Raw genomic sequence first — 24,253 nt, 5'->3', positions numbered from 1 at the left:
CGCCCCGTTCCCGGACCACCTTCAGCAGCCGATCGAACTGCCGCATCCGCAGCCCGGTGAACGTCTCCACCCACAACGGCTCAGCCTTCAACACCACACCCATACAACGGAAATGCCCGATTCACAGCCTTCTGCAACACGCTTTAGGAAAAGCACCCTGAGGGCGGGGGCGAGGCGGATGGTTCTCGGGGGTCGCATGCGGATGCGAACGGGTCGAGGTGCGCTGCCCGTCGTTGCTGGTGGGAGAGGCTTCGGTGAGGTGCGAGGCGGCTAAGAGATCATCTCATTTGGTGAGTCTGCGGTAGCAGATGAGGGTGCAGGCGATGCTGGCGAAAGCGAGGAAGTGGATGGCTTGGCGTTCGTAGCGGCGGTGGCGACGGCGGCAGCCGGCGAGCCAGGCCATGGTGCGCTCAACGGTCCAGCGGTGGCGCCCGAGGCGTTTCCCGTCTTCCACGCCTTTGCGGGCGATGCGGGGTGTGATGTGCCGGTTGCGGAGCCATTGCCGCAGGTGGCGGCTGTCGTAAGCCTTGTCGGCGTGAAGCTTGGCGGGCCGACGGGGCCCGCGGCGCGAGCGGATGGGAGGTATGCCCCGCACGAGCGGCTCAAGAGCCTGGCTGTCGTGGAGATTCGCGCCGGAGATGCCGATCGAAAGCGGAAGCCCGGACCGTTCGGTGATCAAATGGATCTTCGACCCGTACTTGCCTCGATCCACAGGATTCGGACCCGTCAGATCCCCTTTTTCAGGGCCCGCATGTTCACCGAGTCAACCGCACACCGCGACCAGTCCAACTCGCCACGCGCACCGAGCTCGTCCAGCACCAACCGGTAGAGCTTCGCCCAGACCCGCAACCGGCTCCACTCCATGAACCGACGGTGCGCCGTCGCCCCGGACGGCCCGAACACCGGCGGGACCTGCGACCACGTGCAACCTGTCGTCGCTACAAAGATAATCGCGGCCAGCACCTCACGATCACCATGGCGCCGACGGCCACCACCCTGCGGACGCACCGGCGCCTCCGGCACCACCCGCTGGAACAACTCCCACAACCCGTCCGGCACCAGACGCTCGACCATCATCACGCGCCCAGACTACCCAATCAGCCAAATGAGATGACCTCTTAGCTGTGCCTCACTCGCCCCCTTTGAGGGCCTTTCTGGACGCACCAAATCACATGCTGGGTAGCCGCGTGATGACTCATGGTTCATATCGCATCGTCTAGCACCGCTGCTGTTGAAACGGTGCGTGAGGACGGTCATCTCAAGGTCCAGTGCCCGGCGTTAGAGAAGGTGGAGGGTGTCCTCCTCGGCACGGCGAACCGCTCCCGAGACAGTGCCGGAAGTGCTCGGCCGATGATGAATCCCCGGGTGGACGTGAGGTCGGATGCGTAAGTTCAGGGGCGGTTGTGCCCACCCGTGAGCCGCTCCCGCAGCGGCGGTGCGGACGGTTCGCGCGAGCCATGGGCGGAGGCGTATGGCGGAGCCGCAGGGGTATCGGGGCCCGGTGAGGCGGCATGGGCCGGTGGTTTCGAGTTGCATGGCGACCTCGGGCGTGCGTTGAACGTCTGACGGTGGCCAGTTGCCGCTCGGAGCCGTCAAGAGGGCTGCTCCGGCGGCGCGTTGAGCCGAGAGCTCGGCCTGTACGGCCGGGGGGGCACGAGTTCCGCAGGTCGACCAGGACCGCGAGGCCGTCCAGCCACCGGTCCGGCTTGTCCATCCTGGCGAGCACGTTGCTCGATTGGGGCGGCGCGGCTTTCGATTCGCGACGCTCATCACAATTGGCGTTCGTCGTCTTTTCGAGCGCATCGGGGCCGAGGCGGGGTCGAACAGGCCCTGTCCTAATGGACGTTGGGCAAGGCTCCGGCCCTGCGCGGCGAGGGCGGCGGCAGCGCCATGGTCCTGGTGCGGATCACCGGCGACGAGGACCGGGTGCAGAAGACGCTGAAGCGGATCCAGCCGGAGTACGACGGCAAGGTCGAGGGACTTGAGACTCGCGTGGGCGGAGTCGCGGTCGCCGACAAGGAGAGCACGGACACGACCGGCCTGGAGACCGGCGGCCCGCACCGCCGCTCCGGCGTTCAACGCGTGCACGCTTCCGGCCGCTTGCGGGCGCGTACGGCGCCGGGGCGCGGCGACAAGACAGAGCAGCACACGAGGAACAACGCACCCGTGCCCCGCCGTGCGCACTCCAGGGCCGGCCGAGCACAACGACACACAAAAGCGAGGCGATGACGGTGGATTCCCAATTCGACACAGCGGTGGCGGCGTACGAGAGCAGCATGGAGGAGATGCCGTTCCGGGAGCACGTCGAGGCGTACAGCTTCCTGAACGCGGTCGGTGACATCCGCGGGCGGAATGTGCTCGACCTCGGGTGTGGCAGCGGGTTGTACGCCCGTCGGCTGCGCCGTGCCGGGGCGGCGCGTGCGGTGGGGATGGACGAGTCGATCGCCATGGTGGAGCACGCCCGGCGGCGCGAGGAGCGCGAGGGACTGGGCGTGGAGTACCTGGCAGCGAACGCCGCCGACCCCGCCGCCGGAGACCTGCCGGACATCGCCGGTTCATTCGACGTGGTGACGGCCGTGTACGTACTGCCCTACGCGTCCAGCAGGGAGGCACTGGAGGGGTTCTGTACGACGGCGCGGCGAGCGCTGCGCGCGACGGGTGGGCGGTTCGTGGCCGCGGTCCTCAACCCGGGCTTTTCCACGGATCCGCAGTGGTACCGGGGCTACGGCATGCTTCTGAGCTCGCAGCAGTCACCGGCGGAGGGCACACCGGGACACCTGCGGGCGTGGGTGGGGCCGGAGGTCCTGGACCTCGACTTTTTCCGCTGGTCCGCGGAAGCGCACGAGCAGGCTCTTGAGGCGGCCGGATTCGACCGCGTCTCATGGGCCCGCCCGACCGTGTCCGAAGAGGGCCGCGCAAAGTACGGGGAAGCGTTCTGGGCGAACTACCTCGACTGCCCTCACGCCCTGATCATCGACGCGCACGCCGGCCCGGGATCTGTACCCGACAACCGTGCCTGCCCGGCCGAAGAGACCTCGTCGGCACCGAACAAGTGACTCACCCCTCCCGCAGGCTCCCAACCGACCCGCCCCAACCGCCCAGAGAAATGAGGCCGCTGCTATGAGCCGAGTCCGTACAGCTTCACCGCCCCACACCGATACAGACGGACCCCCGGGAGAGGCGGCACAAGACACCCCAGGCCCCAGCGGATTCCGGGTAGAGGGGTTTGATCTTCATAACCCTCGCCTGGCAGAGCGTTACGGCACCCTGGTGCTGGGCCTGTCCCCGTTCAACTCCTTCTACTCCACGCAGACCGTGACCGACCTGTGCCAAAGCGCCGCCGTTTCCTTCTCCGACGTGCACGTGGTCCTTCCCGGGGCCCCCGAATCGGCGCTGCGCTACATATCCGCCGGCAAGGCGCCGCGGCACGCGGTCCAGCGTTCCAAGCGTGTCATCCACAACATGCGCAACGTCGCACGGCGCACCCTGGCTGACTGCGGGGTGACCGACACGGACACGCGGGTCCATGTGATGACCCGTTTCGCCTCCCACCCCGGCTACCAGAAGAGCCGTGCCCGCATCGAGAACGCCTATCGCACGCAAGCTCCGATGCGGGAAGCGGTGCACGCGATGACCCGGACAGCACTGGCCACTTCCACCGACACGGAACCCTCTACGGCTCAGATCGAGATCAATACCCGCTACATCTTCGCCGAGGCCCCGCTGCTGCTGGACGCGGCCGGCATGCTCGCGCGGCCCAGCGCCTTGTTCGTCTACCACCGCAGGGTGCCCGTCTACGACGTGGTGGCCGCCGGTCTGGTCCCCGGCCTCACCGTAGGGGCGGGCCACGCCCTGTCCGTGCTCACCGATGAGAGGAACGACCGTGACAACGACGATTCCCGATGAACTGACCTGGCCCGACTCCTTCCCCACCCGCGGCCACGGCCTGCCCCCCGAGATGTTCGACCTCCTGCGGCGCGAACGGCCGGTGGCGCCGGTGATCTTCCCCTCCGGTCACCGCGCCTGGCTGGTGACCCGCCGCACCGACATCACCGCGATCGGATCAAGCCGCGACTTCTCCCGCGACCTCACCTGCCCCGGCGGGCAGCGCATCGCCGGAGACGATTTCAACAGCGTGCCCGGCGGCATCTTCAACCTCGACCCGCCCGAGCACACCACCGTACGTCGCGTAGTGCAGCCGTTCTTCAGCTCGGCCGCCGCGAAGGCCATCGAACCCGCCATCGCCCTGGCCGCCACCGACCTGGCGACGGCACTGTGCGACGGCCCCAACCCCGCCGACTTACACCGCGCCTACGCACATCCGCTCGCGGCGACCCTGGCCTGTGACCTGATGCGCGTGGCACCACGCCAGCGCCGCAAGATCGTGCCCCGACTGCGCTCACAGGTCGACTACACGACACCGGCCGCCAAGATCGACACGTCCACCCGGTGGATGCTCGACTTCGCCGACGAAGTCATCGAAGCCAAGAGCGCCGACTACGAAGTCGGACGCGAACCACGCGACCCGGTCGAGGCGCTGATCCGCGCCCACCACCGCGGGACCATCACCGCGGAGCATCTGCACGCCACGGTGATGTACCTGTTCGTCACCTCCGCGGAACCGGTCACCGGCCCGGTCACCACGGGCGTGTACACCCTGCTGCGGCACGGCGACCAACTCGCCCGCGTACGGCGCGACCCCGGTCTGTGGCCCACCGCGGTGGCCGAACTGCTGCGGCTGCATCACAACGGCATGACCTCCATGCCCCGGCTCGCCCTGGCCGACACCGAACTGCACGGGGTGCGCATCCGGGCCGGCGACGCCGTCGTCACTCCCTGGGTCGCCGCGACCTGGGATCCGGAACACTACAAGCAGCCAGATCGATTCCGCCTCGACCGCAGCACGCGTGAGGATCCCGCCATCACTTTCGGCACCGGCCCCCACTTCTGCCTCGGCGTCAACATCGCCCGTCAGTACCTGCAAACGGCACTGTCGACTCTCTTCACACATCTTCCGGATCTGGCGCTGGCGGCCAAGCACGAGGACATCGCCTGGGAACCGGACACTTACCTGTTCACCCGGCCAACGGAATTGCCCGTCACCTGGTCCTGAGCCCGTCGGTCCGACCGGCCGACCAGTCGGAGACAGGGGCGAGAGACCGGCGGAGCGGTTCGCGGATCATCACCATGTCCCACGAGATGCGCGCCGGTGTCGGACGAACGGGCGATGCGGTCGGCGCGTACCTCCGTCAGGTACGGCAATGCTGGAGTGCTCGCTCGATCTGGGCTTCGCCACTGCGGCTTCCGTCGCCCGAGGGCGCTCGGCGCCTTGTGGGGCGAGTCCGGTCTACATGCGGCGGCGGAAGGCGGCCATGGGCTGGCGGGCGCCAGGCAACAGACGGTGAGGTCTCAGGAGTCCGGCGCCCGGATACCCCCCGTCGGCAATCGTCGGCCTTGCCGACGGCGCCCTTCGCGCCGGACTCCTCCCACGCCCTGCGGTGGTCCGGTTGCCGGGCAGGGGCCGGCCAATCACCACGAACAGGCGGGTGTCGGCGTCGATGATGATCTGGTGATCGCTTCAGCGGGCGGCGCGGCGTGGCGGGAAGGCCCGTGCGCGGTGGATCACGGCGGCGGCCTGCGGCTGGCGGCGGAAGCCGCGCAGGGACGTCCGCAGGCGTCGGTGAGCCTGGTCCGCGGGGGCCGAACGCAGGCTGGGGTAGTGATCGAGGAAGATGTGCCAGTGGACACAGGATTCGTCGAGATGTCCCACGGAGAGCAGCGTTTCGGCGAGCCGGGCCCGGGTGAGGGCGCTGGAGCGGTGACGGTCGTCGGCGCGGTCGTCGGCTGAGGCGGTCAGCGCTCGTACCGCCTCCGCGGTGTCCCCGAGGGCGAGGCACACCCGGGCGCGCTGGTAGTCGAGACCCGCCCGGGGATAGCCGGTGAACGGCCCGGCGGGGCTGGTGGCGCGGTCGTGCTCGGCCTCGGCCGCCGTGAGATCGCGGACGGCGCGGTGGGGCTGCCGCGCATGAGCGTGGGTGAGCGCGCGCTGGCTCAGCAGGAACGCGCGCGTGGCGGCATCGGTCCCGGAGCCCGCAGTGTCCACGGCCGCGCCGGAGAGCTGCCCCGCGTGCTCCCCGAAGCCGAGGAACAGCGCCTGGAGGCTCATGGCGCGCAGCGTGATCGCGAACAGGCGGCGGTCGTCGGCCTCGCGGGCGAGGTCGAGAGCGGTGGTGAAGTAGCGCTGGGCCACGCTGTGATGGCCCGCGTCCATGCTCATACGGGCCTGGAGATGGGTGAGTTGCCCCGCGCCGGCGAACAACTCCCGTCGCAGGGAGGGCACGGCGGACGTGGTCAGCAGCCGGCTGATGTCCTCGGCGAGATAGGCCGCCAGGGCGGAACGCGCGTGGTCACCGCCATGACGCTCCATGAGGTCAGCGAAAACCCGGATCATCCGGTGCAGCCGTTCGAGATCGCCGGACGTGGCCTGTGGACCCACGCCCTTCCGCGGTGCGGGACGGCGTCCGGGGTGCCAGAAGGGCGCCTCTGCGGCCAGTTCGTAGACGGAGCCGGTGAGTTGGGCCCGGCGTACGGGGTCGGTGTCGGCGCGGGACAGCGCGGCCAGCCGGTCTCCCACGTGGCCCGCCACTGACAGCGGGCCAGGGAAGGATTCTCCCGTCGTCTGCGGGGGCCGGGCGAGGCCCGTCTCCTCGGCGGTGACCAGACGGCCGCTACGGCGGCTGAACGCCGCCGCGACCAGGTCAGGGACGGGGGCGCGGGGGCGGGAGCCGGTCAGCCAATGGGCGACCGACGTACGGTCGTAGCGCAGCGGCAGGCCCTGGGCCGCGCCCAGATCGTTGACGGCGCGTGCCAGTTCCGCCCGGTTCCAGTCGGCCTCGTCCAGCAGGGCGGTGAGAAGTCGATTGGGCTGTTTGCGGGCCAAGGCCCCTTGTCTCCTCGGTTGAGGGCAGGCCGATGGGACGACAGGGGATTTCTCCCATGTCACCCCCATCATCCCGCTGTTGACGCCGCCCGGACAGTCAGCGGTCCGAACTGTCGAGCGATCACGGCACCTCTTCGCGAACGCACAAGCGTTCAACGGGCCGGCCGTGACCTCCGGGAGCGGGATACTGCGGGCGGTCGGCCGAATGGTGGTGCTGCGGCCCGAGACGGCCCGGCAGTTCGCGGGACGCCTCACCCCGGCCGGCCCCGAACACCCACGGGCAGGAGTGCGGTTCACCGGCGTCTGGGACCGCGAGCCCGTCGCACCGCTGCTCGGAGGCTCCGGGTCTGCGCTTCATGACCATGAACTTCTCCGAGGTGACGACGGAGATCAATCAGAATCTGGGACTGCGTTCGTGACTACCCGCGCCTGGAGCGCGACCGGGGCCGCCACCCCTGGTCGGACCGAGGCGCGAAGGGCTTCTGCACAGGCGCTTTATGGCCAGAGTGGAAGGTCTCGCCACCCGCCTAGTTTGGACTCCAATTGGGTGTTTCTGCCTGTTCCTGGCCGCTGTTGGTCACGCGTTGGCCACGCGACCAACCGTCGGGGCGGCCGTGGGTGCGGTCGCGCCAGAAGTAGGCCACTTGATGCCGAGACAGAAGTACGTCACGTAGGGCAAGAGCATGTGACGGAGTTGCGCTTCAACCACAAGGGGTCCGGCCTTCCGAGGTCGGGCCTCTAGTCGTTCTCCGTGCTGGATAGGTGCTGGATACCGGCGAGGCACTGGAGGAGCCCTGCGGAAGGTTAGTGGGCACGGTCGAGCGATTCATGCCCACATTTCTTTCACGGCCCTGAAGTTGTTCACGGAAAACAAAAAGGCGGGTGTGCCCGACACCCTCAACTTCTCAACCGTCTACAACCTCGACGGCACCGTTCGCGAGTACAGCAATCCGGCCGTAGGCGGTCTGCCCGCCGAGACGGTGTCCAACAAGTACAACGACTTGGGCCTCCAGACCACCGCGAGTGGCACCGGTGCCTACCTCAAGGACGCCACCTACTCCGAACTGGGCGACCTGCGCCAACTCACCCTTGCCACCAGCCAGAACCTCACCCTCACTTATGGGTACGAGCCCGGCACACGCCGTCTGAAGAGCTCCGTCGTCAGCGACACCGCGCACCCGGGCCGCATGCAGGACCTCAACTTCACCCAGGACGACGCCGGGAACATCACCTCGATCTTCGACGCCGCCACCCAGGGCACCGGCGGCACGACGAAGACCGACAACCAGTGCTTCACCTACGACGGCCACCGCCGCCTCATCGAAGCCTGGACCCCCAGAACACCCGACTGCGCCACCGCCGGCCGCACCACGACCAATCTTGACGGCGAGGCTCCCTACTGGTCCAGCTACACCTACACCACGGGCGGCCAGCGCAAGACCGAGACCAAACACACCACCACTGGCAACAGCACCACGACGTACGCCTACGGCACCCCGACCGGCCAGCCACACCCCCTCACCGGCACTACCGGGGCGAAGACCGGCACGTACACATACGACGACACCGGCAGCACCACCAGCCGTCCCGGTGTCCAGGCCCAGCAGACTCTCACCTGGAACACCGAAGGCAAACTCGCCACCACCACCGAACCCGCCACCGGCACCAGCTATCTCTACGACGCCGGCGGCGAACTCCTCATCAGCCGCAACACCAAGGGCGACGGCGACACCGTCCTCTACCTCGGTGGCGGCAGCGAAGTCCGGCTCACCACCAAGGGCACAGCCAAAACCCTGGCCGGCACCCGCTACTACACAGCCGCAGGAAAGACCATCGCCCTGCGCACCGCCACCGCGGGGACGACCGGCAGCAAACTCTCCTTCCTCGCCGGCGACCACCACGGCACCTCCAGCCTCGCCATCGACGCCGCCACCCTCGCGGCGATCCCACCGGCCTGAGGGACCCCGGCGGCGCACAGTGCGGCATCATCGAGTCTTGCTCGGGGGGGCGGCCCTGAGTGGCAGCCCGGACACAAGCCAAGTGGTGGCGGTGGTGGTGGCAAGGGCGGCGGGGGCGGTACCGCCTCCGCTCCAAGCAGCGGCAGCGGCAGTTCAGGCGGAGGAAGCGACTGTGGCTTCTGGTCCAAGTGCGGATGGGTCAACGCGTTGGATGACGCGGGGAACTGGATCGGCGACAACAAAGGCATGATCGCCTCCGTCGTCACTGAAGTCGTAGTGGGCGGAGCGTGCTTCGGGGCGGCGGCGGGCGCAGGACTGGCTACGGGAGGCGTCGGATTCGGCGCTGCTGCCGGCTGCGGTGCCGTAGCGGGAGCAGCAGGCAACGCAATAGGAAACGCCTTTGACGACAAAGCGGATCACAGCGTGTCCGGCCAGCTCTCAGCCCAAGCCGAAGGAGCCACCACTGACACGAAGACGGGGAAGACCACAAAGAAGAAAGTCGTCGCCACCATCACCACGGAGGACGACAGGGACTTCACCGAGATCACCATCTCCGTAGACGATGACTACTCGAGAATCGTCGCAACCGACACCCACCCCTTCTGGGTACCCGAACTCAAAAAGTGGGTGAAAGCCGGAGACCTGCACCCGGGTCAGTGGCTGCGCACCAGCGCCGGCACGCACGTCCAGATCGCCGAGGTAACCCACTACACCAAGCGTCAACGCACCCACGACCTCACGATCCAGGACATCCACGCCTACTATGTGCTCGCGGAAGCCACTCCGGTCCTGGTCCATAACTGCAACCTGTCTCAACGGGCAAGTGCGATCCACGCCGCGGAACCAGACGAGTTCATCAAGAACAAAGTCAGCACTGTGGCTGTTGTGCGCGTGGATACCCCTCGTGGCCGGCCTGACTTGATTGCTGGTAGCGGAGATGGTTTGACACCCGCACAGATGTCTGTTCCTCTCCGTCGGCGCGAGATGCATGTACCTAACGTCCCCGGCATGCATGCTGAACAGAATGCACTCTTGTACGCGAAGGTGTTCGGATATGCGCCGGTTGCGGGAGGGACATCAAGAAATGTGTGCCTCAGGATCTGCGCTCCGATCATTCGGGGCTCAGGTGGCAGAATGGTGGGGAATGTCTTCCCAGGCAGTGGCAAAACGACAACGCGCCAGAGGGGTTTTGTATGGCAGTGGATGCGGCTGTGGCCGAATCCCTGAGAGGGGGTAAGCAAGTCAGGCTTGCTTTGTTCGTGGCAAGCTGCACCGAGCGCATGGCTCAGCTCTTCACGGGTCTACGAGGTGGGGATGACGCCCGCGCGGAAGATGTTGATCTCTACCTGGAAATCCTGGACGAGCTTTGGAATCCGAGCCTGACGGGCAGTGCATTTGCTGTGCGCGTGGAGGCGGTGGAGGCATTTTCGGAGCTCCAGCCATCCGAAGGGGAACTCCTGGATGTAGCAGATATCTACGCCTTTTATGGGGTTCTGTGCTTGCGTTATGCGCTTCTGTGTCGCGCTAATGGAGAGCCGGAGGATGCAGTTCGCTGCGCTCATGCATGCCTCACTGCGCTAGGGCAGCTGGATCGAAATATTCTGCAAGGTGCCTTCTTCGAAAGCGAGCACGAAAGTCAGCGTCGAATCCTACTCGATGACCTCAGCTCTGGTGGATCACTCCTGCGGCTTCGGGAAAACGATCGAGATGCAAGTCGCGAGCGACTGCGTGCGGTGAATTCGAGGCTGTAGAAATAGCCTCACGAGAATAGGGGGAAACCCCCACCGGAGCCGACCTTCCGACGGGGTTTCTCGCATTTGACGAGGGGGTAGTTGACGGCAACGTTAGCCGGCGAGGTCGACTCCCTGTTCCAGGTCGCGGTCGAGCGGCGTTCGTGATCATGGCGGCAGAAAGTGTCCGTGAACGCGACGGAGTCCGACCGTTTGCGCGCCGGCCCGGCACCGTCAAGGTCCTGTTCTCCCCTCCTGTCGGAAGGGAGCGGCCCCCTTTCGCTGGTGTTCCTGGGCGCTGCCTCCTCCGGCGAGCGTTCACGGCCGTCCTCCAGCACCGTCCACATACGGTCCGCTGCGGCGTTGAGCGCCACAACCGCGAGGGCATCGTCGTCCGACTCGACAGCGATATCCCACACCTGGCGAAAATCGGACTCGTCATGGCTCACGATGCCCAGCGTGCCCGGGGCCACCGTGATGCCGCCGGGCTCGCTCTCCGAGGCGACGGCGCGACGCATCCACTGCCCGGCCTCCTCACTGCCCAGGTACGCCTCGGTCACACGCCAGAGCATCTCCCGGCCGGACCGGCGCACCGCCTCCTCGAACAGGGCGCCTGCGCTGTCCCAGTCGGCTTCCAGGGCCTGGCATCCACGCCTGAAAGCGGCTTCGCCGGGGTGCTCGGCGCCGGGCGGAGCTGTCTCGGTGTTGTCCATGCCCCGTAACTATCACCACGGTCTGACACAGGGTCACTGAGCTGCGCGGTCAGTGGCTTCCGGGGTTCTCGTTCAGAGCGGCAGTTCTCGCCGACGAGCTGTCTGGGTGTGGAGCGGGTGCCCGATAGGGGAGCCGAGGATGGCTCGGGCAGGACCGGGCCGTCGATCGCGGGGGTGCACCTACAGAGTGCCGAGCTGTCCACGTGTGCTGACATCGGCGACACGATGGCGCGGCAGAGGGTCACGACTCCCTCTCACAGTCGTGGAGCTCCCGGCGGGCGTCGGCGCCTAGCGCGGCAGGTGGGGACGGGGACGTGGAAGTGACTGCACGGCGACGGCCTGTGGCCGCTCGTGTCGCCTCGGAGCAGGGAAGTTCCCGGCTCCGAGGCGACGGGCTCAGACGCGATCGGTGTGACGGGCCCGGTCACGCCGTCCAGGTCGCGGCGCCGGCGGCGATCGTGACGCCGGGGCCGATGCCCACCAGCACGCCCCGCGCCCCGTCCGCGGGCGGGGCGGTGTGGGTGAGGGACAGGACGTTCAGCACGCTGACGCCTCCCAGGTTGCCCACCTGGCGCAGCGTGGTCCAGGAGTGGCGGGTGAGCCGGTCCTTGTCCTCGATGTCCGGTGCCTGGTCGATGCCCAGCCCGAGCGCGACATCCTCGATGATGCGCGGGCCGCCGGGATGGACGACGGCGAACTCGATTTCCCGCAGGCCCTGTTGGCCGAGGTGGTCGCGCAGCGCGGGCATCGTGTCGTTGACGGAATCGGTCGCGGACTTGTCCGAGCCGAAGTGCATGCCGCCGGAGTCCAGCCTGCCGTAGTAGCGGTGGCGGGTGCGCGGCAGGACGTACTCCCAGGTGCTGTCGAAGCGCAGACCGGGGCCCAGCGGGGCACCCGTCACCAGACATGCGCCGGCGGAGTCGCCGAACAAGGTCTTGTAGATCATCGCCTCGTGGCCGGTGTCGTTGTGGTTGTAGACGGAGCTGAGCTTCTCGGCCACGACCACCAGCACCGTCGCGTCGGGATGGGCGGCGATGTAATCGGCAGCCTTCACCAGCGCCTGCGCGCCGCCGACGCAGCCGAGCGTGCTCATGGGGACACGGCGCACGTCCGGCCGCAGTCCCAGTTCCTCGACCAGATGAACGTCCAGGCCGGGCGTGGTCCATGAGGTGGTGTGGGAGGTGACGACGCAGTCCACAGCCCGGACGTCGACGCCGGTCTCGGCGAGCGTCTGCCGCGCGGCCCGCACACCGAGGTCGCCGGCGTCGGCGAAGGAGATCCGGCTGCGTTCGGCGATCGGCGCGTCGCCGGCTATCGAGGGATGGCCGAGCGGCCGGGTGAATCGGCGGGTCTCGACCTGTGTACGGCGGGCGAATCGCAGCCCGACCTTGAGCTTCGGCAGGCCGGGGTTGGCCTGCTGGATGTCCGCGCAGATCTCGTCCGTGGTGATCTCGTGCGGTGGCAGGGCGATGGTGGGACAGCTGACATAGGCATGGCGCATGGAGCAGCTCCGGGATCCGTCGAATCGATGCGTGGCGGTCGCCCGGCTGGTCAGGCCGGGCGGTCGTCCGCCGCGAGGACGTACCCGGTCGGCACAGCCCCCCTGCCCTCAGTCTGACGTGCGCCGGACGATGGGTCACCGTGGTCACGACAGTTGGAGGTGACCGCCTCCGCATCGGAGCGGAGCGGCTCGCTTCCTGCGCCGCTCCCCAGGAAGCGAGCCGCTCCGTGAGTCGCGCCGCGTCCTCGCCCTCCCGGCCGGCCGATATAGCCGTCGGGAACTGCCGCCGAATGGACCGCTTCCGCGACTTTGGAGGCTCAGCGGCGCGCCAGCAGCACGCCGAGCGTGCGCGCGGCCGAGGTGAGGGTGGGGTGGGTCTCGACGGTGAAGCCGGCTTCGTCCAGCCAGGCGGCCATTTGGCTCGGCCGGCGACGACGGACGTAGCTCTCCGGCCAGCTCTCGCCGTTCTCCCGGGGCTTGGGCGGTGTGGCGTCGCCGACGTGGAAACCCAGCAGCAGCAGACCGCCGGGCCGCAGCACCCGGTGGAAGACGGCAAGGACCCTGCCGATCGCGTCGTCGGGGACATGAATGATCGAGTACCAGGCGAGCAGGGCCGCCAATTCGCCGTCCGCGAGGTCGAGTCGTGTCATCGACCCCACCTCGAAGCGCAGACCGGGATGCTCGCCCCGCGCCACCTCGACCATCCGGGGCGACAGATCGATACCGAAGGCGTCCACACCGAGGTGTCTCAGATGCGCGGTGATCCTCCCGGGCCCGCACCCCACGTCCGCGACGGGCCCGCCGCCGTGCGCCAGCACCCGCTCGGCGAACAGCTCCATCACGTCCTGCTCGGCGGGCAGTTCGGCCAGGAGGGTACGCGTCTCGTCCGCGTAACTGGTGGCGTCGGCGTCGTAGGACGCCCGCGTGTCCGCCAACCACCTCTCGGCCTCTGGGTCTTCCCGTCCGGTGCGCATGCCCGCAGGCTAGCCCAGGAGCCGAGCGCCCACCCCGACTCATTCGGCGCCCGGTCGGGGAGCGACGACACCAGGTGAGGTGTGGCCCGGAGTCAACGTCGCATGATCGACGCACTCCCCAATTCCCCTTCGGCGGACAGCCGACGCGGCACCACCGGCCTGCTACGGGCTAACGATCCCTGAACCAGGATCTGAGCAGGACTATGGCGGTGACGGTGGAGAACAAGGAGCCCATCCCGCAGAAGAAGATGAGCGCCGTCAGACCGCCCAGAGCGGAGTCGCTTAGCGGCTCGGCCTCCCAGTCGTCGGGAGACGACTGGCTGGTCTGCTCCTCGTTGGTGAGGATGTAGTCCACGGCCCACCATGTCACCGAGACGAGGGCGACTGCGAGGATGGCGGCCAGCCAGGGGAGGATGTCCTCGAAGATTTCCCCGACACGGGACCCGTGCTCTCTGCCGACCGCCTCCGGACAGTGTTTCTTCAGCCTATCGGCGATCGCACGGGCATTGTGGGTGAGGCCGTTGAATCGCACACGGGCGCCACCGTGAGAGCTGACCACACAGCCGAAGTCCCGGCCGAACCGGTGACCCCACTCGCTTTCCGTCGTGACAACCCCGTAGACCTGCTCCCAAGTCCAGCTGCGCCGGATGCCCCACCTGACATGTACGAGGCCGCGCTGGTGGATCTGATACCTCTCACCGAAACCACCGCGTATCGCCTTCGACAGTTGAGTTACGGCGACCACCAGCGCCGGCACGGTGATAACGAATCCATAGCCCAGTAGCGGACCAAAGTCGACGAACCAGGCATTGATAATCGCGAAGGCCAGGAGACCCGCCGGTACGCCAGCGACAAACAATGCTCCGATCCCCAGACCCCAGCGCCGTGCATTGTTGACCGGATGAACGCTCACCAGTTCGCCAAGTGACAGCACACGATAAGAATAACCGGCCGTTTGTGGCACGTGAACGGTGCGCTGACGAGTTGACAGCGAGACAGATCCGCAGCGTCCGGTCTCAGCAGACTTAGAGGGATAGCCGTTCGTCCGACGATCAGGGTGAGGAACGCCCCGGGGAAGGGCGAGCCTGCCGGTACAGACGCCATCCGCGCCGCACTGGCCGCCGCAACGCCGTAACCGCCAATTCCCTCGGCAGCACGCATTCTCCCGACAGCGGCCGAGTCGCAAGGTCCGTGGTTTTAAGTGGCTGTTGTCGTTCCGATCTTGAGGGGTGTTCGTCGAACGGGAGTCTCGATCGGGTGGTTGCCGCCGGCTGCGGGCATGAAGGCAGGGCCTCTTGGTAGCTCGGGGTTGCGAAGCCAACCGAGATCCAGGAGACCCTGTTGCCGCAGTTGTACGTGCTGGAGCCGGTGGAGTTCAACTCGGCTGCACCGTCGTGTGATTGTGCCGCTCACCGGTTCGGAAACGCGGCCGATCACCCGGAACGTGTTCGGCGGTATCCCTCGGACATGACGGACGCGGAGTGGGCCGTGGTCCGGCCGCTGCTGCCGGTGCCGGGCTGGATGCGGGGCCGGGGAGGGCAGCCGGAGGTGTACTGCCACCGGGCGGTACTCGATGCGATCCGCTATCTCGTCGACAATGGCATCAAGTGGCGGGCTATGCCGGTGGACTTCCCTCCGTGGGACCGGGTCTACGCGTTTCTCCGCCGCCGGCGCGATCACGCCCTGGTCAGGGAGTTCCACGACCGGCTCCGGTCGAAGGTCCGCGAGAAGCTGGGCCGCGACGCGGAGCCGAGTGCGGGTGTGATCGACTCGCAGTCGGTCAAGGCGGGCGCCGTCGTCGGTGCGGACAGCCGTGGCTTCGACGGCGGGAAGCTGGTCAACGGGCGCAAGCGGCATGTCGTGGTCGACACGCTCGGCCTGCTGCTGGGTGTGATGGTCACCGCCGCGGACACCGGTGATCGCGCCGCCGCGCAGGTCCTGCTGCGGCAAGTCGCCGACGCACACCACCAGTTGGAGCTGGTCTGGGCTGATGGCGGCTACACCGGCCCCCTCGCCGAGTACTGCCCGGTTACGTTCGCGCTGGTCCTCGCGATCGTCAAGCGCAGCGACGACATGCGCGGCTTCGTGGTCCTGCCCAAGCGGTGGATCGTCGAGCGCCTCTTCGCCCACCTGATGCGCACCCGCCGCCTGGCCCGCGACTACGAACGCCGCACCACCAGCGCCGAAGCGATGATCTACTGGTCGATGACCCTGCTCATGACCCGCCGCCTTGCCCGGCCGGTCCCTGAGCCAGGGTGAACCGGCCCGGCTGCCGCTCGGCCAGCCAGCCCCGCGCGACCAGGCGTTTCGCCTTCGACCGCAGCGCCTCCACCTTCGCCGGCACTGCGTCCAGGCCGAACGCCACGGCCATCTCCTGGCAGGTCAGCGGCCCTTGATGGAGCCGATGCCGGTCCGCGAGGGCCTGAAGGATGCGCTGATAGTCCACCGACAGCACCGACCGGGCCAGCCCCTCACGCCACACCGGCACCTGCGACTTCGCCTTCGCCGCCTGGCCGGGCACCGAGCGCGCGTCCGCGTCCCGTGGGCCGGAGGCGGCCTCCTCATCAGCGACGCTGCCGCCGTCCGGATCCAGGACCGTGCCCACTCGTCCGGAGTCGTGCGTGGTGCTGGCCGACGACCGAGACCGTGCCTCCTGCGGGCGGCCGTCAGATCTTCCCCCGGTCCCACGCGTTCAGCATGCCGTCAAAGGAACGGACCAGGGCCAGTACGGCGGCCCCTGACCGCGGGTCCAGGAACGCTTCTTCAAGATGCACCTGGTTTCCGTGCGCCTTGAACTCCAGTGGCACCCGGCCGCCCTCGCGCCAGATGATGCGGCCCGGTCCACGAGGAAGGTCGCCGCCCCCGCCCAGCACGGCCGCCACGAAGAGGAACGGCAGCAGGGGCGAGAACAGCCACCACACGCACCACCAGACGATCCGGCCCTTGTATCCCACCGCGTCGGGTGCGCCGGGCCGGCTCACCGTCCACCGGGTACGCAGCCCCCTCCTGAACGCCTTCTCGCGTACGACGGTGCAGAGGAGCTCACCCTGCGCGCCGAGTACTTGATAGACCGAGACGCCCTTCGCGCAGGAGGCGGTCACCACGGTGGCGACCCGCGCCCCGCGGTACTCGTCCGCCCACAGGACGAAGGAGCGTGCGCCGCTGCCCCGGGCCGCGAGATAGGCGGGCACGCCCCCCGGCGGCAGCTCCCGTTCCACGTGGCCGACCGTCCAGGACGGTCCCGGCTTGACAAAGAGGTTGATCTTGCGGGCGACCGGCTCGGGAGTGACCCCCTCCTGTCCCCTCGGGTGAGTCATCGTCAGCATGCCGACCATCCGGCTTCCCCCTCGTACGGTCCTCGCCGGTGCGAGGAGCGTACGGATCCTACGGCCGTGAGGGTGCTTGTGCCGCTGGGGCCGGGCAACTCGCGTTCCGAGTAAGGGCCTTCGCCCGGCGACGCCGTGCCGACGCGCGGGAGACGGCTCAGACGACGATGACCCGGCGCCCGCGCGCGTGACCGGCCTGGCTGTCGATGTGCGCCGCCGCGGCCTCGCACCCGCGCGCCGGCCCCGCGGGCGGGACATCAGCGCGTCTCGGCCACCCGCCTGCCACCTCGCCCACCAGTTGTCCACGGCCCTGACCGACACTCTGAACAGGGCCGCAACCTCCGACCGGTCCCGGCCGTCCACCGGCGCGGACACCGCCAGCAGACGTACAGCCTCCTGTGCGTCCGGCGACCAGGCCCGCGCATCCCCCACCAGATCACTCACACACCGCCAACGAGCGCGAACACAAAGCGTTTCGGATCAATATGCGTTGGAAGGGTAATCCGCTGCGGGCGGGTTCAAGACCGGTCTCCGAGCTGGCGGGATCGGCCTCACGCCCCGTGAAGTCGTCCATTCTGGACCCGTTGATCTGGTGCGATGTCCCGCTGGAGCCGCCGGGCGCCGCTTCGAAGCCTGCCACCAACGCAACCCGATCCCTGTCCTGCGCGCAGGCCGACGACGTCCCTTGCACCGTGCCGTACGACATCTACGGCACGGCCTACGGAAGAAGTGAGACACCGGCCGGACCCACGCTGATGCCGGGGGTCGGCACGGCCCGCCGCTCCGTGCGGGTCGGCCCCCGGCGTACACTCGCGGGCGCACCGTCGAGCGACGGCGAACCCGGGGGGGAGACACCGTCCGTGCATGACTACGACGACCCGGCCTGGGGGAGGCCGCTTCCCGTCCGCCCGGCCGCACTGCGCTGGCTGCTGCTTCTCCCCCCGACCCTGGTGTTCCTGCCGCTGTGGTGGGTGGTGTGGGTCTTCCTCGCGGTCTGCCTCTACTGCGTAGCGCCGGTGGCCGAGCTGATCGTCTACATGGTGCCGCGTGCCGAGAACGGCGCGATGCGGGTGCTGAACGCCACGCTGGGCCAGGTGCCGTTCGTCCCGCTCTGGTGCGTGACCCCGGAAACGATGGTGCGGGAGGGCGACACGGCGTACTACCAGGCGCACAGCACGGATCCCGGATACCTCGCCTACGAGCAGCCGCTCCGCGACAGCGGGTTCCTGACGGATCCCGACTCGTCGGGTAGCGACGTAACCGCCGTGGAGGTCCACGGCGGCCGGAAGCCCTGATGGGCAAGGGCTGGGAACGCCGCAGGCGTCGGCTTGTGAACCGGATGTCTCAGGCGGGGCCGGTCGGCGGCGTGCTCGCCGTTCTGCTCAGCCTGGGGCGGGCGAGGAACTCCGACTGCGAGGACGTGTTCGCGGAGACGGCGCTCGCCGTCGACGGCGTGGTGTCGGCCGAGTTCGACTGCAGCGACATGTTCGGCGGCGGCTGGCAGCGGGGCAAGGTGGTCCTGCGGGCCTCGTCATGCGACGAGGCGATTCGGATCATGGACGCGCTGTTGCGGGCGTTCGCCGCCGAGCCGCGCCTCGAACCCCGGTGGGCGACGCCGCAGGAGTACCGCAACGAGGACGGGTCGATCGTTGTCGGCGCGGGGGCCGTCGGATTCTCGGCGGTTCCGACGATCCGTGAGGTGCGCGGACACTACGGAACGACTGACTGAGTGATACGACGTGAGCGAATGCGGTTGTTGCCGCCTGTCGTGGCGGCGGCGCTGATGCTGTCCGTCTCGGCATGCGGTGCAGCCAAGTGTGAGAAGGCGTTCCCCGCGGCGGCGATGTCGGTCCCCGGTGTGGTCTCCGCAGAATGGGACTGCAGCGAACAGTTCGGCGGCGGCTGGCAGCGCGGTGACGTGGTGATCGAGGCGACCACCGAGGACGAGGCCATCGCGGTGATGGACGCGGCCCTGCGGGCCTTCGCTGCATCGCCCGACCTCGAGGACCGTTGGGCGACCCCGCAGAAGTACGTGACCGAAGACGGGTCGATCATCGTCGGGGCGAACGACGTGGGGTTCAACGGCGCGCCAAATGTCGGCGAGGTGCGCGAGCACTACGGCATCACGCCCGGCTGACACCCGCCAGTACCTCCGGCCGGAGAGAGTCCCGGTCGCCTCGGCGGAGACGGAGCGTGAGCTGGTCGGCCGGGCGGTGACGCGGGGGCTGCTGCTCGACTGCCCGGCCCGCCACCACGTCGGGTGGGCACGGTGGTTCGGCATCGCGCTGGGGTACGCGGCGTGCTCGCGGGAGGAACTGCGCACGGCCCTCCCGGTGCTGGTCGAACCAGGAGTATCAGATCATTGAAGAATCCCATGCGCCGGTCGTGGCGGAGCGGCCTGGCCCGGCCACGCCCAAAGCGAGCGTGAACCGGCCCGGCTGCTGCTCGGCCGGCCAGCCGCGGGCCACCAGCCGTTTCGCCTTCGAACGCAGCGTCTCCACCCGCGCCGGCACCACGTCCATGCCGAACAAGACGGCCATCTCCTGACAGGTCGCCGAGCCCTGCCCGAGCCGGACCCGATCGGCGAGCGCCCGCACGATGCGCTGGTAGTCCACTGACAGCACCGTCCAGGCCAGCCCCTCACGCCACACCGGCACCGGCGACTTCGGCTTCGCCGCCCCCGGCGCTGACGACCCGACGGCGAGTGGCGAGCTCGCGCTGTTCCAGCAGCCCCACGACCGACGGCATCCACGACCTCCACAGGAGCGACAACACAACAGCCCACCACTCCCACAGGATCGCCGCCCCATGCCCGACCAGCGAAAACGCAGTCCTCAAGTCCGGAAAGACAACAGCTTCTAACCGGCTTGGCCAGGCCAGAGCCTGCGTGACCTTCGGGTCCTTCAGACGCGAAGCCGGTTTGACGTTGACGACCCGGACCGTCCCCGAGCGCATCACCAGGAGGAAGTCCGGAACGTGGCTGCGTACCCTCTCGCCGATCCGCGCCACCATACGCACGGGCTGGGCGTAGATGCCGCACACCGACGGGTCGAGGCCGGGCCGCGCCGGCCATGACCGGAAGCCACCTGACCGTACGGCCCAACAGGCTCGGCATCCGTGCTCGCGCCAGCCGCAACACAGCCCTGCTGGACCTTGCAGCTCAGATCCCGGCGTCGGTGTTGAGCGAGGTTCTGGGCCTCTCAATCACCTGCGCGGTGGCCTGGTCCCACGACGCCGGCAACACGAGGCTGGGCTACGCGGCAGACGTAGCACGGCAGGGGTACAAATGATCACCCCCGTTGAACGGTCGCGATGACGAGGAAGATTGAATGCCTGAGGCCCACTGGGCCAGGGCCGCGGGGCGCCGCGCTCCTGGCCCAGTGGGCGGGGACGTTCGCACCGGACTCGGCCAAGCGCTTGAGCTTGTCGGCCAGCGAAAACAACGGACGTGCCCGGTTCGAGGTTGATACGGATGGCTTTCTTCAGCGCGTCGGGATCGCGGCCGGCCTCCTGCGCCGCCTGGCGCGCGAGCGACCACAACTGGTCGGCGACCTCGTCCGGCAGAAAATCGACCCCGAGCCAGCCGGTGGCGCTGCGGCCGACCCGGCGCATCGCGGCCTCGCTGGCGCCGCCGATCCAGATGGGCGGACCGCCTGCTTGCAGCGGGCGCAGGCCGGCGTGGACCGGCGGCAGCGAGAAGAACTCGCTGTTCCAGGAAACCGGGTTGGCCGTCCACCACTCGTGCAGGAACGCCAGGAGGTCATCGAGCATTCGCCCGCGCCGGTGCCAGTCCGCGCTGCGGGAGATGTCGTGCTCGTCCTTCATCCGCCCAAGGCCGACGCCGACTTCGAGACGGCCTTCGCTGAGCACGTCGAGTGTGGTCAGCGCCCGGGCCAGATGCGGTGGCTCCCAGTGGTGCTGAGCGTGCTGGCGTTCAGCCGCGCCCGGCTGGTCGCCGTCGCGGCGGCGGTCCACAGCAGCACCGGGTCGAGGTAACGCTTCATCTGCGGCGGGTACGGCTGCTCTTTGCCCGGGTAGGTGCTGTGCGTCTCGACCGGCTGGACGAGGCGATCGCCGATCCACAGCGTGTCGTAGCCAAGGTCCTCGATTCCGCGGCAGAACGCGCTCAGGCCGGCTGCGCCGCTGATAGCGGGCCCGATTATGGGGAGCGTGGAGCCAAGCTGCATGGCGGGCCTTTTCGGCGGTCCGTCAACCGTCCGCTCAGACGGGGAGTTCGGTGAGGCTGAGGGCGAAGTCCAGGTTCCCCACCCCGTGGTTGGCCAGGCCCACCGTGACCACGCCTGCTCCTTCCAGCCAGTGCGCCATCGTCAGGCCGCCGACGTCCAGCGGGCGCATCCCGAGGCTCTTGATGAACGTCTCCACACGTGCCTTGGCCCGCGCGTTGTCGCCGGCGAGGAAGACGTCGGGCCGGCCCTTCTCCAGGACGTGGCGGAAGACGGTGTTGAACGCCTTCACCACGCCGGCGCTCGCGGGGGCCGTCTTGGCGACTTCCTGCGCGATCGAGGTCTGCTCGCGGTGGGCCAGCCCGTCGAATGTGGAGTTGAAGGGGTTGCTGATGTCGACGATGACCTTGCCCGCGAGGGTGTCTCCGTAGTGGGCGACGGCCGGGACGACGCCGTCGTACAGCAGGGCCACGATGACGATGTCCCCGGCCGGGGCGGTGCCCCACTCTCCCGTCGTGACGCCGCCGCCGAGAGTCTTGGCCAGGTCGGCGGCCTTGGCCTGATCGCGGCCCATGATCTCGACGGTGTTGCCGCCCGCTACCGCCCGAGCGCCGATGGTTCGGGCCATGTTCCCGGTGCCGATGATGCTGATGCTGCTCATGAGGTGTCCCGTCCTGGTGAGTGTTGTCGGGTTCAGAGGGCGGTGGTGCCGCCGTCGGCGACGAGTTCCATGCCGTTGACGTAGCTGGAGTCGTCGGAGGCGAGGAAGAGGGCGGCGGTGGCGATTTCGTCGGGGCGGCCCATCTGGCCGCGGGGGATGAGGGATTCGAACTGGCGCTTGGTGGCCTCGTCGAAGAGTTCTTCCTGCTTGGCGGTGGCGACCTGGCCGGGGGTCAGGACGTTGACGCGGATGCGGCGGTCCTTGAGCTCGTTGAGCCAGATCCGAGCCCATGCCTGCTGGACGGCCTTGCTGCCGGCGTAGACGCTCCAGCCGGGGAAGGCGCCGAGGGAGGCGTTGGAGCCGGTCATGAGGATGGAGCCGCCGTCGTTGAAGAGCGGGAGGGCCTTCTGGACGGTGAACAGGGTGCCGCGGGCGTTGAGCCCGAACCAGGTGTCGAACTGGGCCTCGGTGATCTCGCCGAGCGGGGCGGGCTCGCCCCCGCCTGCGCTGGCCCACAGCACGTCGAGGCTTCCCTTCTCCCGCTTGACGGTGTCGTACAGGCGGTCCAGGTCGTCCAGGTCGGCGGCGTCGCCCCGGACGCCGGTGACGTTGCGGCCGATCTGCCGCACGGCCTCGTCCAGGGCGTCCTGGCGGCGGCCGGTGATGAAGACGTGCGCTCCCTCGTCGACGAACAGCTTCGCGCCGGCCAGCGCCATGCCGGTGGTGCCGCCGGTGATGACCGCGACCTTGCCGTCAAGCTTTCCCATGATTGCTCCCTCGGGTCGGTGATGCCGTGTGTACCTGGGCCGACGGCGTTATGTACACCGCTCTGTTTCCATACGGTACGGGGCAGGGGGCCGGGGCGCAAGCTATGTACACCAGTCGTTACCCGCTGAGATATAGTGGACCCATGACGGAGTTGGAGAAGGGCCCCACGGGCAGCCGCCGCGGTCGGGGCGCCCGCGAGCGCATCATCAGCGCGTCCCAGCGGCTGTTCCGCGAGCAGGGCATCAACCGCACCGGTATGAACGAGCTCTGTGCGGCGGCCGGGGTGTCAAAGCGCACGGCCTACCAGCACTTCACCGGCAAGGACGAACTCGTCGCCGAGTACCTGCGCCGGTTCGACCCCTCCGTTCTGTCCGGCGTGTTCGACCGCACCGACCTCACGCCCCGCGAACGGCTCCTGGCCGCCTTCGACATCCCGCCCACCACACCGCTGTGCCCCTACATCGCCGCCGCCGTCGAACTCCACGACCCGCAGCACCCCGCGTCCCAGTACGCACGCGACTACAAGAAGGCGGTCGCCGCGCGGCTCGCCGACACCGCCCGCGAGGCGGGCGCCGCCGACCCCGAACAGCTCGGGGAGCAGCTCGCGCTGCTCATCGACGGCGCCGCGGCCCGCACCCGGGTCCTCGACGCCGACGCCTTCCCCACCGCCGCCGCCATCGCCGCCGTCCTCATCGACAACGCCCTCCCCACCGCAGGGAGCGACGACCGGCGATGCGAGCAAGTGTCGAGTTGACTCGGCACTGCGCGGCCGGGCCGGGCACGCTTCCGGTCGCGCTGCCGGTCGCGCGGCTGCACCCGCTGATACGCGACACCAGCCGCCCGGCACCTGGCCCGGACGTGCCGCCTTTTTCGTAGATGTGCTTCACGTCCACTCAGGCTCGTGCGTACGTGAACCAGTAGGACTTCAGGGGGCTTCCCCAGATCCGGCGTCTGATCACCCTTGGACCGGTTGGAGGTGGCGGAGAGCGCGGCCCTGAGGCTGCCGCCTCCGCCCAGAGGTCAGGCGGCCTGGAGGAGTTCGGCGCGGCCGAACAGGAGGGCGTAGCCGGGCGGGAGTTGGGCCAGGACGCGGTCGAGAAGGTCGTCACCGGCAAGGTCGGCGACCAGGGCCAGGACGGTGCCGACGTCCCAGCGTGTGGTGGCGGCTGTGCCTCCGGTACGGGTGGCCAGGTCCTTGACGAAGCCCCAGCCGGTGAGACGCTCGGCGCCGGGGGTCTCGGCCGTCATGATCCGGGCGGCCTCGACGGGCAGCTGTGCGGCGAGTTCGGTGCGCTTGTCGCTCGTCAACTGCCTGCCGAGTGCCGTCAGGACGGTCCGCACCGTCCGCTCGGCACGTTCCCTGGTGGGGTACGCGCCGTCGTAGCGCACCCGTTCCAGCAGCTGGTCGTACGTCATGACGGTTGCCGGGGGCGTGTGTGCCTGCGCGGACATGGTGCGGATGCCTCTCTTTATCGGTGAGCCGGGGCTGACGGTGGTA

25 protein-coding genes and 5 pseudogenes are annotated in these 24,253 nt (G+C 68.6%); 12 read left to right on the top strand and 18 right to left on the bottom strand.

Translation table 11 applies throughout. The features are described from left to right. Together ACFUN8_RS14485 and ACFUN8_RS14480 are read right to left on the bottom strand one after the other, a co-directional pair. Positions 1 to 103, bottom strand: a pseudogene (locus ACFUN8_RS14485) (IS5/IS1182 family transposase); the annotation flags it as partial. Between the two features lie 180 nt (positions 104 to 283). Beyond that, a protein-coding gene (locus ACFUN8_RS14480) for an IS5 family transposase (RefSeq protein ID WP_383636041.1) occupies positions 284 to 1,074 on the bottom strand; the annotation gives its coding sequence in 2 pieces (ribosomal slippage) (positions 284 to 739 and positions 742 to 1,074; 789 coding nt in all). 771 nt (positions 1,075 to 1,845) lie between these two features. Here ACFUN8_RS14480 and ACFUN8_RS14475 point away from each other — a divergent pair. From ACFUN8_RS14475 to ACFUN8_RS14460, 4 genes are all read left to right on the top strand, one after another. Continuing rightward, complete coding sequence (locus ACFUN8_RS14475; protein WP_383636023.1) at positions 1,846 to 2,229, top strand: hypothetical protein; 384 nt, start codon at positions 1,846 to 1,848, stop codon at positions 2,227 to 2,229. Between the two features lie 2 nt (positions 2,230 to 2,231). Then, positions 2,232 to 3,056, top strand: a complete 825-nt coding sequence (locus ACFUN8_RS14470; protein WP_383636020.1) for a class I SAM-dependent methyltransferase — start codon at positions 2,232 to 2,234, stop codon at positions 3,054 to 3,056. Positions 3,057 to 3,120: 64 nt separating this feature from the next. Then, a complete protein-coding gene (locus ACFUN8_RS14465; protein WP_383636017.1) occupies positions 3,121 to 3,906 on the top strand; it encodes a tRNA-dependent cyclodipeptide synthase in 786 nt (261 codons plus the stop codon). Next, entirely contained in the window at positions 3,884 to 5,113 is a 1,230-nt protein-coding gene (locus tag ACFUN8_RS14460) for a cytochrome P450 (RefSeq protein WP_383636014.1), read from the top strand. The genes ACFUN8_RS14465 and ACFUN8_RS14460 overlap by 23 nt, the downstream gene beginning before the upstream one ends. Before the next feature lie 285 nt (positions 5,114 to 5,398). On the opposite strand, the pseudogene ACFUN8_RS14455 reads toward ACFUN8_RS14460, so the two are convergent. Next, positions 5,399 to 5,578, bottom strand: a pseudogene (locus ACFUN8_RS14455) (IS5/IS1182 family transposase); the annotation flags it as partial. Beyond that, positions 5,579 to 6,940, bottom strand: a complete 1,362-nt coding sequence (locus ACFUN8_RS14450) for a tol-pal system YbgF family protein (protein WP_383636011.1) — start codon at positions 6,938 to 6,940, stop codon at positions 5,579 to 5,581. An 884-nt stretch (positions 6,941 to 7,824) separates the two neighbouring features. Here ACFUN8_RS14450 and ACFUN8_RS14445 point away from each other — a divergent pair. The 3 genes from ACFUN8_RS14445 (at position 7,825) to ACFUN8_RS14435 (ending at position 10,649) form a co-directional block, all read left to right on the top strand. Next, positions 7,825 to 8,898: a hypothetical protein gene (locus tag ACFUN8_RS14445; RefSeq protein WP_383636008.1), complete on the top strand. Its 1,074-nt coding sequence runs from the start codon at positions 7,825 to 7,827 to the stop codon at positions 8,896 to 8,898. Between the two features lie 246 nt (positions 8,899 to 9,144). Next, a complete protein-coding gene (locus ACFUN8_RS14440; protein ID WP_383636005.1) occupies positions 9,145 to 10,125 on the top strand; it encodes a polymorphic toxin-type HINT domain-containing protein in 981 nt (326 codons plus the stop codon). Then, entirely contained in the window at positions 10,110 to 10,649 is a 540-nt protein-coding gene (locus ACFUN8_RS14435; RefSeq protein ID WP_383636002.1) for a hypothetical protein, read from the top strand. Before ACFUN8_RS14440 ends, ACFUN8_RS14435 begins: the two co-directional genes overlap by 16 nt. 8 nt (positions 10,650 to 10,657) lie before the next feature. Here the strand turns inward: ACFUN8_RS14435 and ACFUN8_RS14430 are convergent, their stop codons facing one another. The 4 genes from ACFUN8_RS14430 to ACFUN8_RS14415 form a co-directional block, all read right to left on the bottom strand. After that, positions 10,658 to 11,341, bottom strand: a complete 684-nt coding sequence (locus tag ACFUN8_RS14430) for a hypothetical protein (RefSeq protein WP_383635999.1) — start codon at positions 11,339 to 11,341, stop codon at positions 10,658 to 10,660. 424 nt (positions 11,342 to 11,765) lie between these two features. Continuing rightward, complete coding sequence (locus ACFUN8_RS14425; protein ID WP_383635996.1) at positions 11,766 to 12,842, bottom strand: PhlD; 1,077 nt, start codon at positions 12,840 to 12,842, stop codon at positions 11,766 to 11,768. Between the two features lie 317 nt (positions 12,843 to 13,159). Next, a complete protein-coding gene (locus ACFUN8_RS14420; protein ID WP_383635993.1) occupies positions 13,160 to 13,816 on the bottom strand; it encodes a class I SAM-dependent methyltransferase in 657 nt (218 codons plus the stop codon). Between the two features lie 169 nt (positions 13,817 to 13,985). Beyond that, positions 13,986 to 14,750, bottom strand: a complete 765-nt coding sequence (locus ACFUN8_RS14415; protein ID WP_383635990.1) for a hypothetical protein — start codon at positions 14,748 to 14,750, stop codon at positions 13,986 to 13,988. 533 nt (positions 14,751 to 15,283) lie between these two features. Between ACFUN8_RS14415 and ACFUN8_RS14410 the strand changes: the two genes are divergently transcribed. After that, the gene (locus ACFUN8_RS14410; protein WP_383635987.1) at positions 15,284 to 16,075 is read left to right on the top strand and encodes an IS5 family transposase; all 792 of its coding nucleotides are present in this window, start codon (positions 15,284 to 15,286) and stop codon (positions 16,073 to 16,075) included. Here the strand turns inward: ACFUN8_RS14410 and ACFUN8_RS14405 are convergent. From ACFUN8_RS14405 to ACFUN8_RS14395, 3 genes and pseudogenes are all read right to left on the bottom strand, one after another. Further along, positions 16,032 to 16,331: pseudogene (locus ACFUN8_RS14405) on the bottom strand (hypothetical protein); the annotation flags it as partial. The gene ACFUN8_RS14410 and the pseudogene ACFUN8_RS14405 sit on opposite strands and share 44 nt — an antisense overlap. A 151-nt stretch (positions 16,332 to 16,482) precedes the next feature. Then, the gene (locus ACFUN8_RS14400; RefSeq protein ID WP_383636038.1) at positions 16,483 to 17,142 is read right to left on the bottom strand and encodes a hypothetical protein; all 660 of its coding nucleotides are present in this window, start codon (positions 17,140 to 17,142) and stop codon (positions 16,483 to 16,485) included. 228 nt (positions 17,143 to 17,370) lie between these two features. Continuing rightward, positions 17,371 to 17,574, bottom strand: a pseudogene (locus tag ACFUN8_RS14395) (helix-turn-helix domain-containing protein); the annotation flags it as partial. Positions 17,575 to 17,702: 128 nt separating this feature from the next. Here ACFUN8_RS14395 and ACFUN8_RS14390 point away from each other — a divergent pair. The 3 genes from ACFUN8_RS14390 to ACFUN8_RS14380 are packed head-to-tail and all read left to right on the top strand — an operon-like array spanning position 17,703 to position 19,279. Next, on the top strand, positions 17,703 to 18,437 hold the full coding sequence (locus ACFUN8_RS14390) for a hypothetical protein (protein WP_383635984.1): 735 nt from the start codon (positions 17,703 to 17,705) through the stop codon (positions 18,435 to 18,437). Between the two features lie 35 nt (positions 18,438 to 18,472). Further along, entirely contained in the window at positions 18,473 to 18,871 is a 399-nt protein-coding gene (locus ACFUN8_RS14385; RefSeq protein WP_383635981.1) for a hypothetical protein, read from the top strand. Between the two features lie 18 nt (positions 18,872 to 18,889). After that, entirely contained in the window at positions 18,890 to 19,279 is a 390-nt protein-coding gene (locus ACFUN8_RS14380) for a hypothetical protein (protein WP_383635977.1), read from the top strand. A 217-nt stretch (positions 19,280 to 19,496) separates the two neighbouring features. Here ACFUN8_RS14380 and ACFUN8_RS14375 read toward each other — a convergent pair. The 6 genes and pseudogenes from ACFUN8_RS14375 to ACFUN8_RS14350 all read right to left on the bottom strand — a co-directional run. Next, positions 19,497 to 19,832: pseudogene (locus ACFUN8_RS14375) on the bottom strand (hypothetical protein); the annotation flags it as partial. Next, entirely contained in the window at positions 19,783 to 20,160 is a 378-nt protein-coding gene (locus ACFUN8_RS14370) for a hypothetical protein (RefSeq protein WP_383636044.1), read from the bottom strand. The pseudogene ACFUN8_RS14375 and the gene ACFUN8_RS14370, both read right to left, overlap by 50 nt. 186 nt (positions 20,161 to 20,346) lie before the next feature. Continuing rightward, complete coding sequence (locus ACFUN8_RS14365) at positions 20,347 to 21,012, bottom strand: LLM class flavin-dependent oxidoreductase (RefSeq protein WP_383635975.1); 666 nt, start codon at positions 21,010 to 21,012, stop codon at positions 20,347 to 20,349. Positions 21,013 to 21,023: 11 nt separating this feature from the next. Next, positions 21,024 to 21,329 (bottom strand): hypothetical protein, encoded by a 306-nt coding sequence (locus ACFUN8_RS14360; protein ID WP_383635972.1) that lies wholly within the window; start codon positions 21,327 to 21,329, stop codon positions 21,024 to 21,026. 34 nt (positions 21,330 to 21,363) lie between these two features. Then, positions 21,364 to 21,987, bottom strand: a complete 624-nt coding sequence (locus ACFUN8_RS14355; RefSeq protein WP_383635969.1) for an NADPH-dependent F420 reductase — start codon at positions 21,985 to 21,987, stop codon at positions 21,364 to 21,366. 32 nt (positions 21,988 to 22,019) lie between these two features. After that, a complete protein-coding gene (locus tag ACFUN8_RS14350) occupies positions 22,020 to 22,754 on the bottom strand; it encodes an SDR family NAD(P)-dependent oxidoreductase (RefSeq protein WP_383635966.1) in 735 nt (244 codons plus the stop codon). A 143-nt stretch (positions 22,755 to 22,897) separates the two neighbouring features. Here ACFUN8_RS14350 and ACFUN8_RS14345 point away from each other — a divergent pair, with 143 nt between their 5' ends. Beyond that, on the top strand, positions 22,898 to 23,509 hold the full coding sequence (locus ACFUN8_RS14345; protein ID WP_383635963.1) for a TetR/AcrR family transcriptional regulator: 612 nt from the start codon (positions 22,898 to 22,900) through the stop codon (positions 23,507 to 23,509). 266 nt (positions 23,510 to 23,775) lie between these two features. Here ACFUN8_RS14345 and ACFUN8_RS14340 read toward each other — a convergent pair whose 3' ends face one another. Further along, positions 23,776 to 24,207 carry a DUF2267 domain-containing protein gene (locus tag ACFUN8_RS14340; RefSeq protein ID WP_383635960.1) on the bottom strand — a complete coding sequence of 144 codons (432 nt, stop codon included), beginning with the start codon at positions 24,205 to 24,207 and terminating at the stop codon, positions 23,776 to 23,778. Positions 24,208 to 24,253: the final 46 nt, after the last annotated feature.

This window comes from Streptomyces sp. NPDC057307, from assembly GCF_042667665.1.
GTDB lineage: Bacteria > Actinomycetota > Actinomycetes > Streptomycetales > Streptomycetaceae > Streptomyces.
This window is presented reverse-complemented; position numbering and strand designations above follow the sequence as displayed.

Excerpts from the sequence above, each read along its gene's own strand:
- ACFUN8_RS14400 (WP_383636038.1), bottom strand. The coding sequence starts at position 17,142 with ATGCTGACGATGACTCACCCGAGGGGACAGGAGGGGGTCACTCCCGAG.
- ACFUN8_RS14360 (WP_383635972.1), bottom strand. The coding sequence starts at position 21,329 with ATGCAGCTTGGCTCCACGCTCCCCATAATCGGGCCCGCTATCAGCGGC.
- ACFUN8_RS14345 (WP_383635963.1), top strand. The coding sequence starts at position 22,898 with ATGACGGAGTTGGAGAAGGGCCCCACGGGCAGCCGCCGCGGTCGGGGC.
- ACFUN8_RS14465 (WP_383636017.1), top strand. The coding sequence starts at position 3,121 with ATGAGCCGAGTCCGTACAGCTTCACCGCCCCACACCGATACAGACGGA.
- ACFUN8_RS14410 (WP_383635987.1), top strand. The coding sequence starts at position 15,284 with ATGACGGACGCGGAGTGGGCCGTGGTCCGGCCGCTGCTGCCGGTGCCG.
- ACFUN8_RS14355 (WP_383635969.1), bottom strand. The coding sequence starts at position 21,987 with ATGAGCAGCATCAGCATCATCGGCACCGGGAACATGGCCCGAACCATC.
- ACFUN8_RS14430 (WP_383635999.1), bottom strand. The coding sequence starts at position 11,341 with ATGGACAACACCGAGACAGCTCCGCCCGGCGCCGAGCACCCCGGCGAA.
- ACFUN8_RS14340 (WP_383635960.1), bottom strand. The coding sequence starts at position 24,207 with ATGTCCGCGCAGGCACACACGCCCCCGGCAACCGTCATGACGTACGAC.
- ACFUN8_RS14350 (WP_383635966.1), bottom strand. The coding sequence starts at position 22,754 with ATGGGAAAGCTTGACGGCAAGGTCGCGGTCATCACCGGCGGCACCACC.
- ACFUN8_RS14380 (WP_383635977.1), top strand. The coding sequence starts at position 18,890 with ATGCGGTTGTTGCCGCCTGTCGTGGCGGCGGCGCTGATGCTGTCCGTC.
- ACFUN8_RS14440 (WP_383636005.1), top strand. The coding sequence starts at position 9,145 with ATGATCGCCTCCGTCGTCACTGAAGTCGTAGTGGGCGGAGCGTGCTTC.
- ACFUN8_RS14425 (WP_383635996.1), bottom strand. The coding sequence starts at position 12,842 with ATGCGCCATGCCTATGTCAGCTGTCCCACCATCGCCCTGCCACCGCAC.
- ACFUN8_RS14420 (WP_383635993.1), bottom strand. The coding sequence starts at position 13,816 with ATGCGCACCGGACGGGAAGACCCAGAGGCCGAGAGGTGGTTGGCGGAC.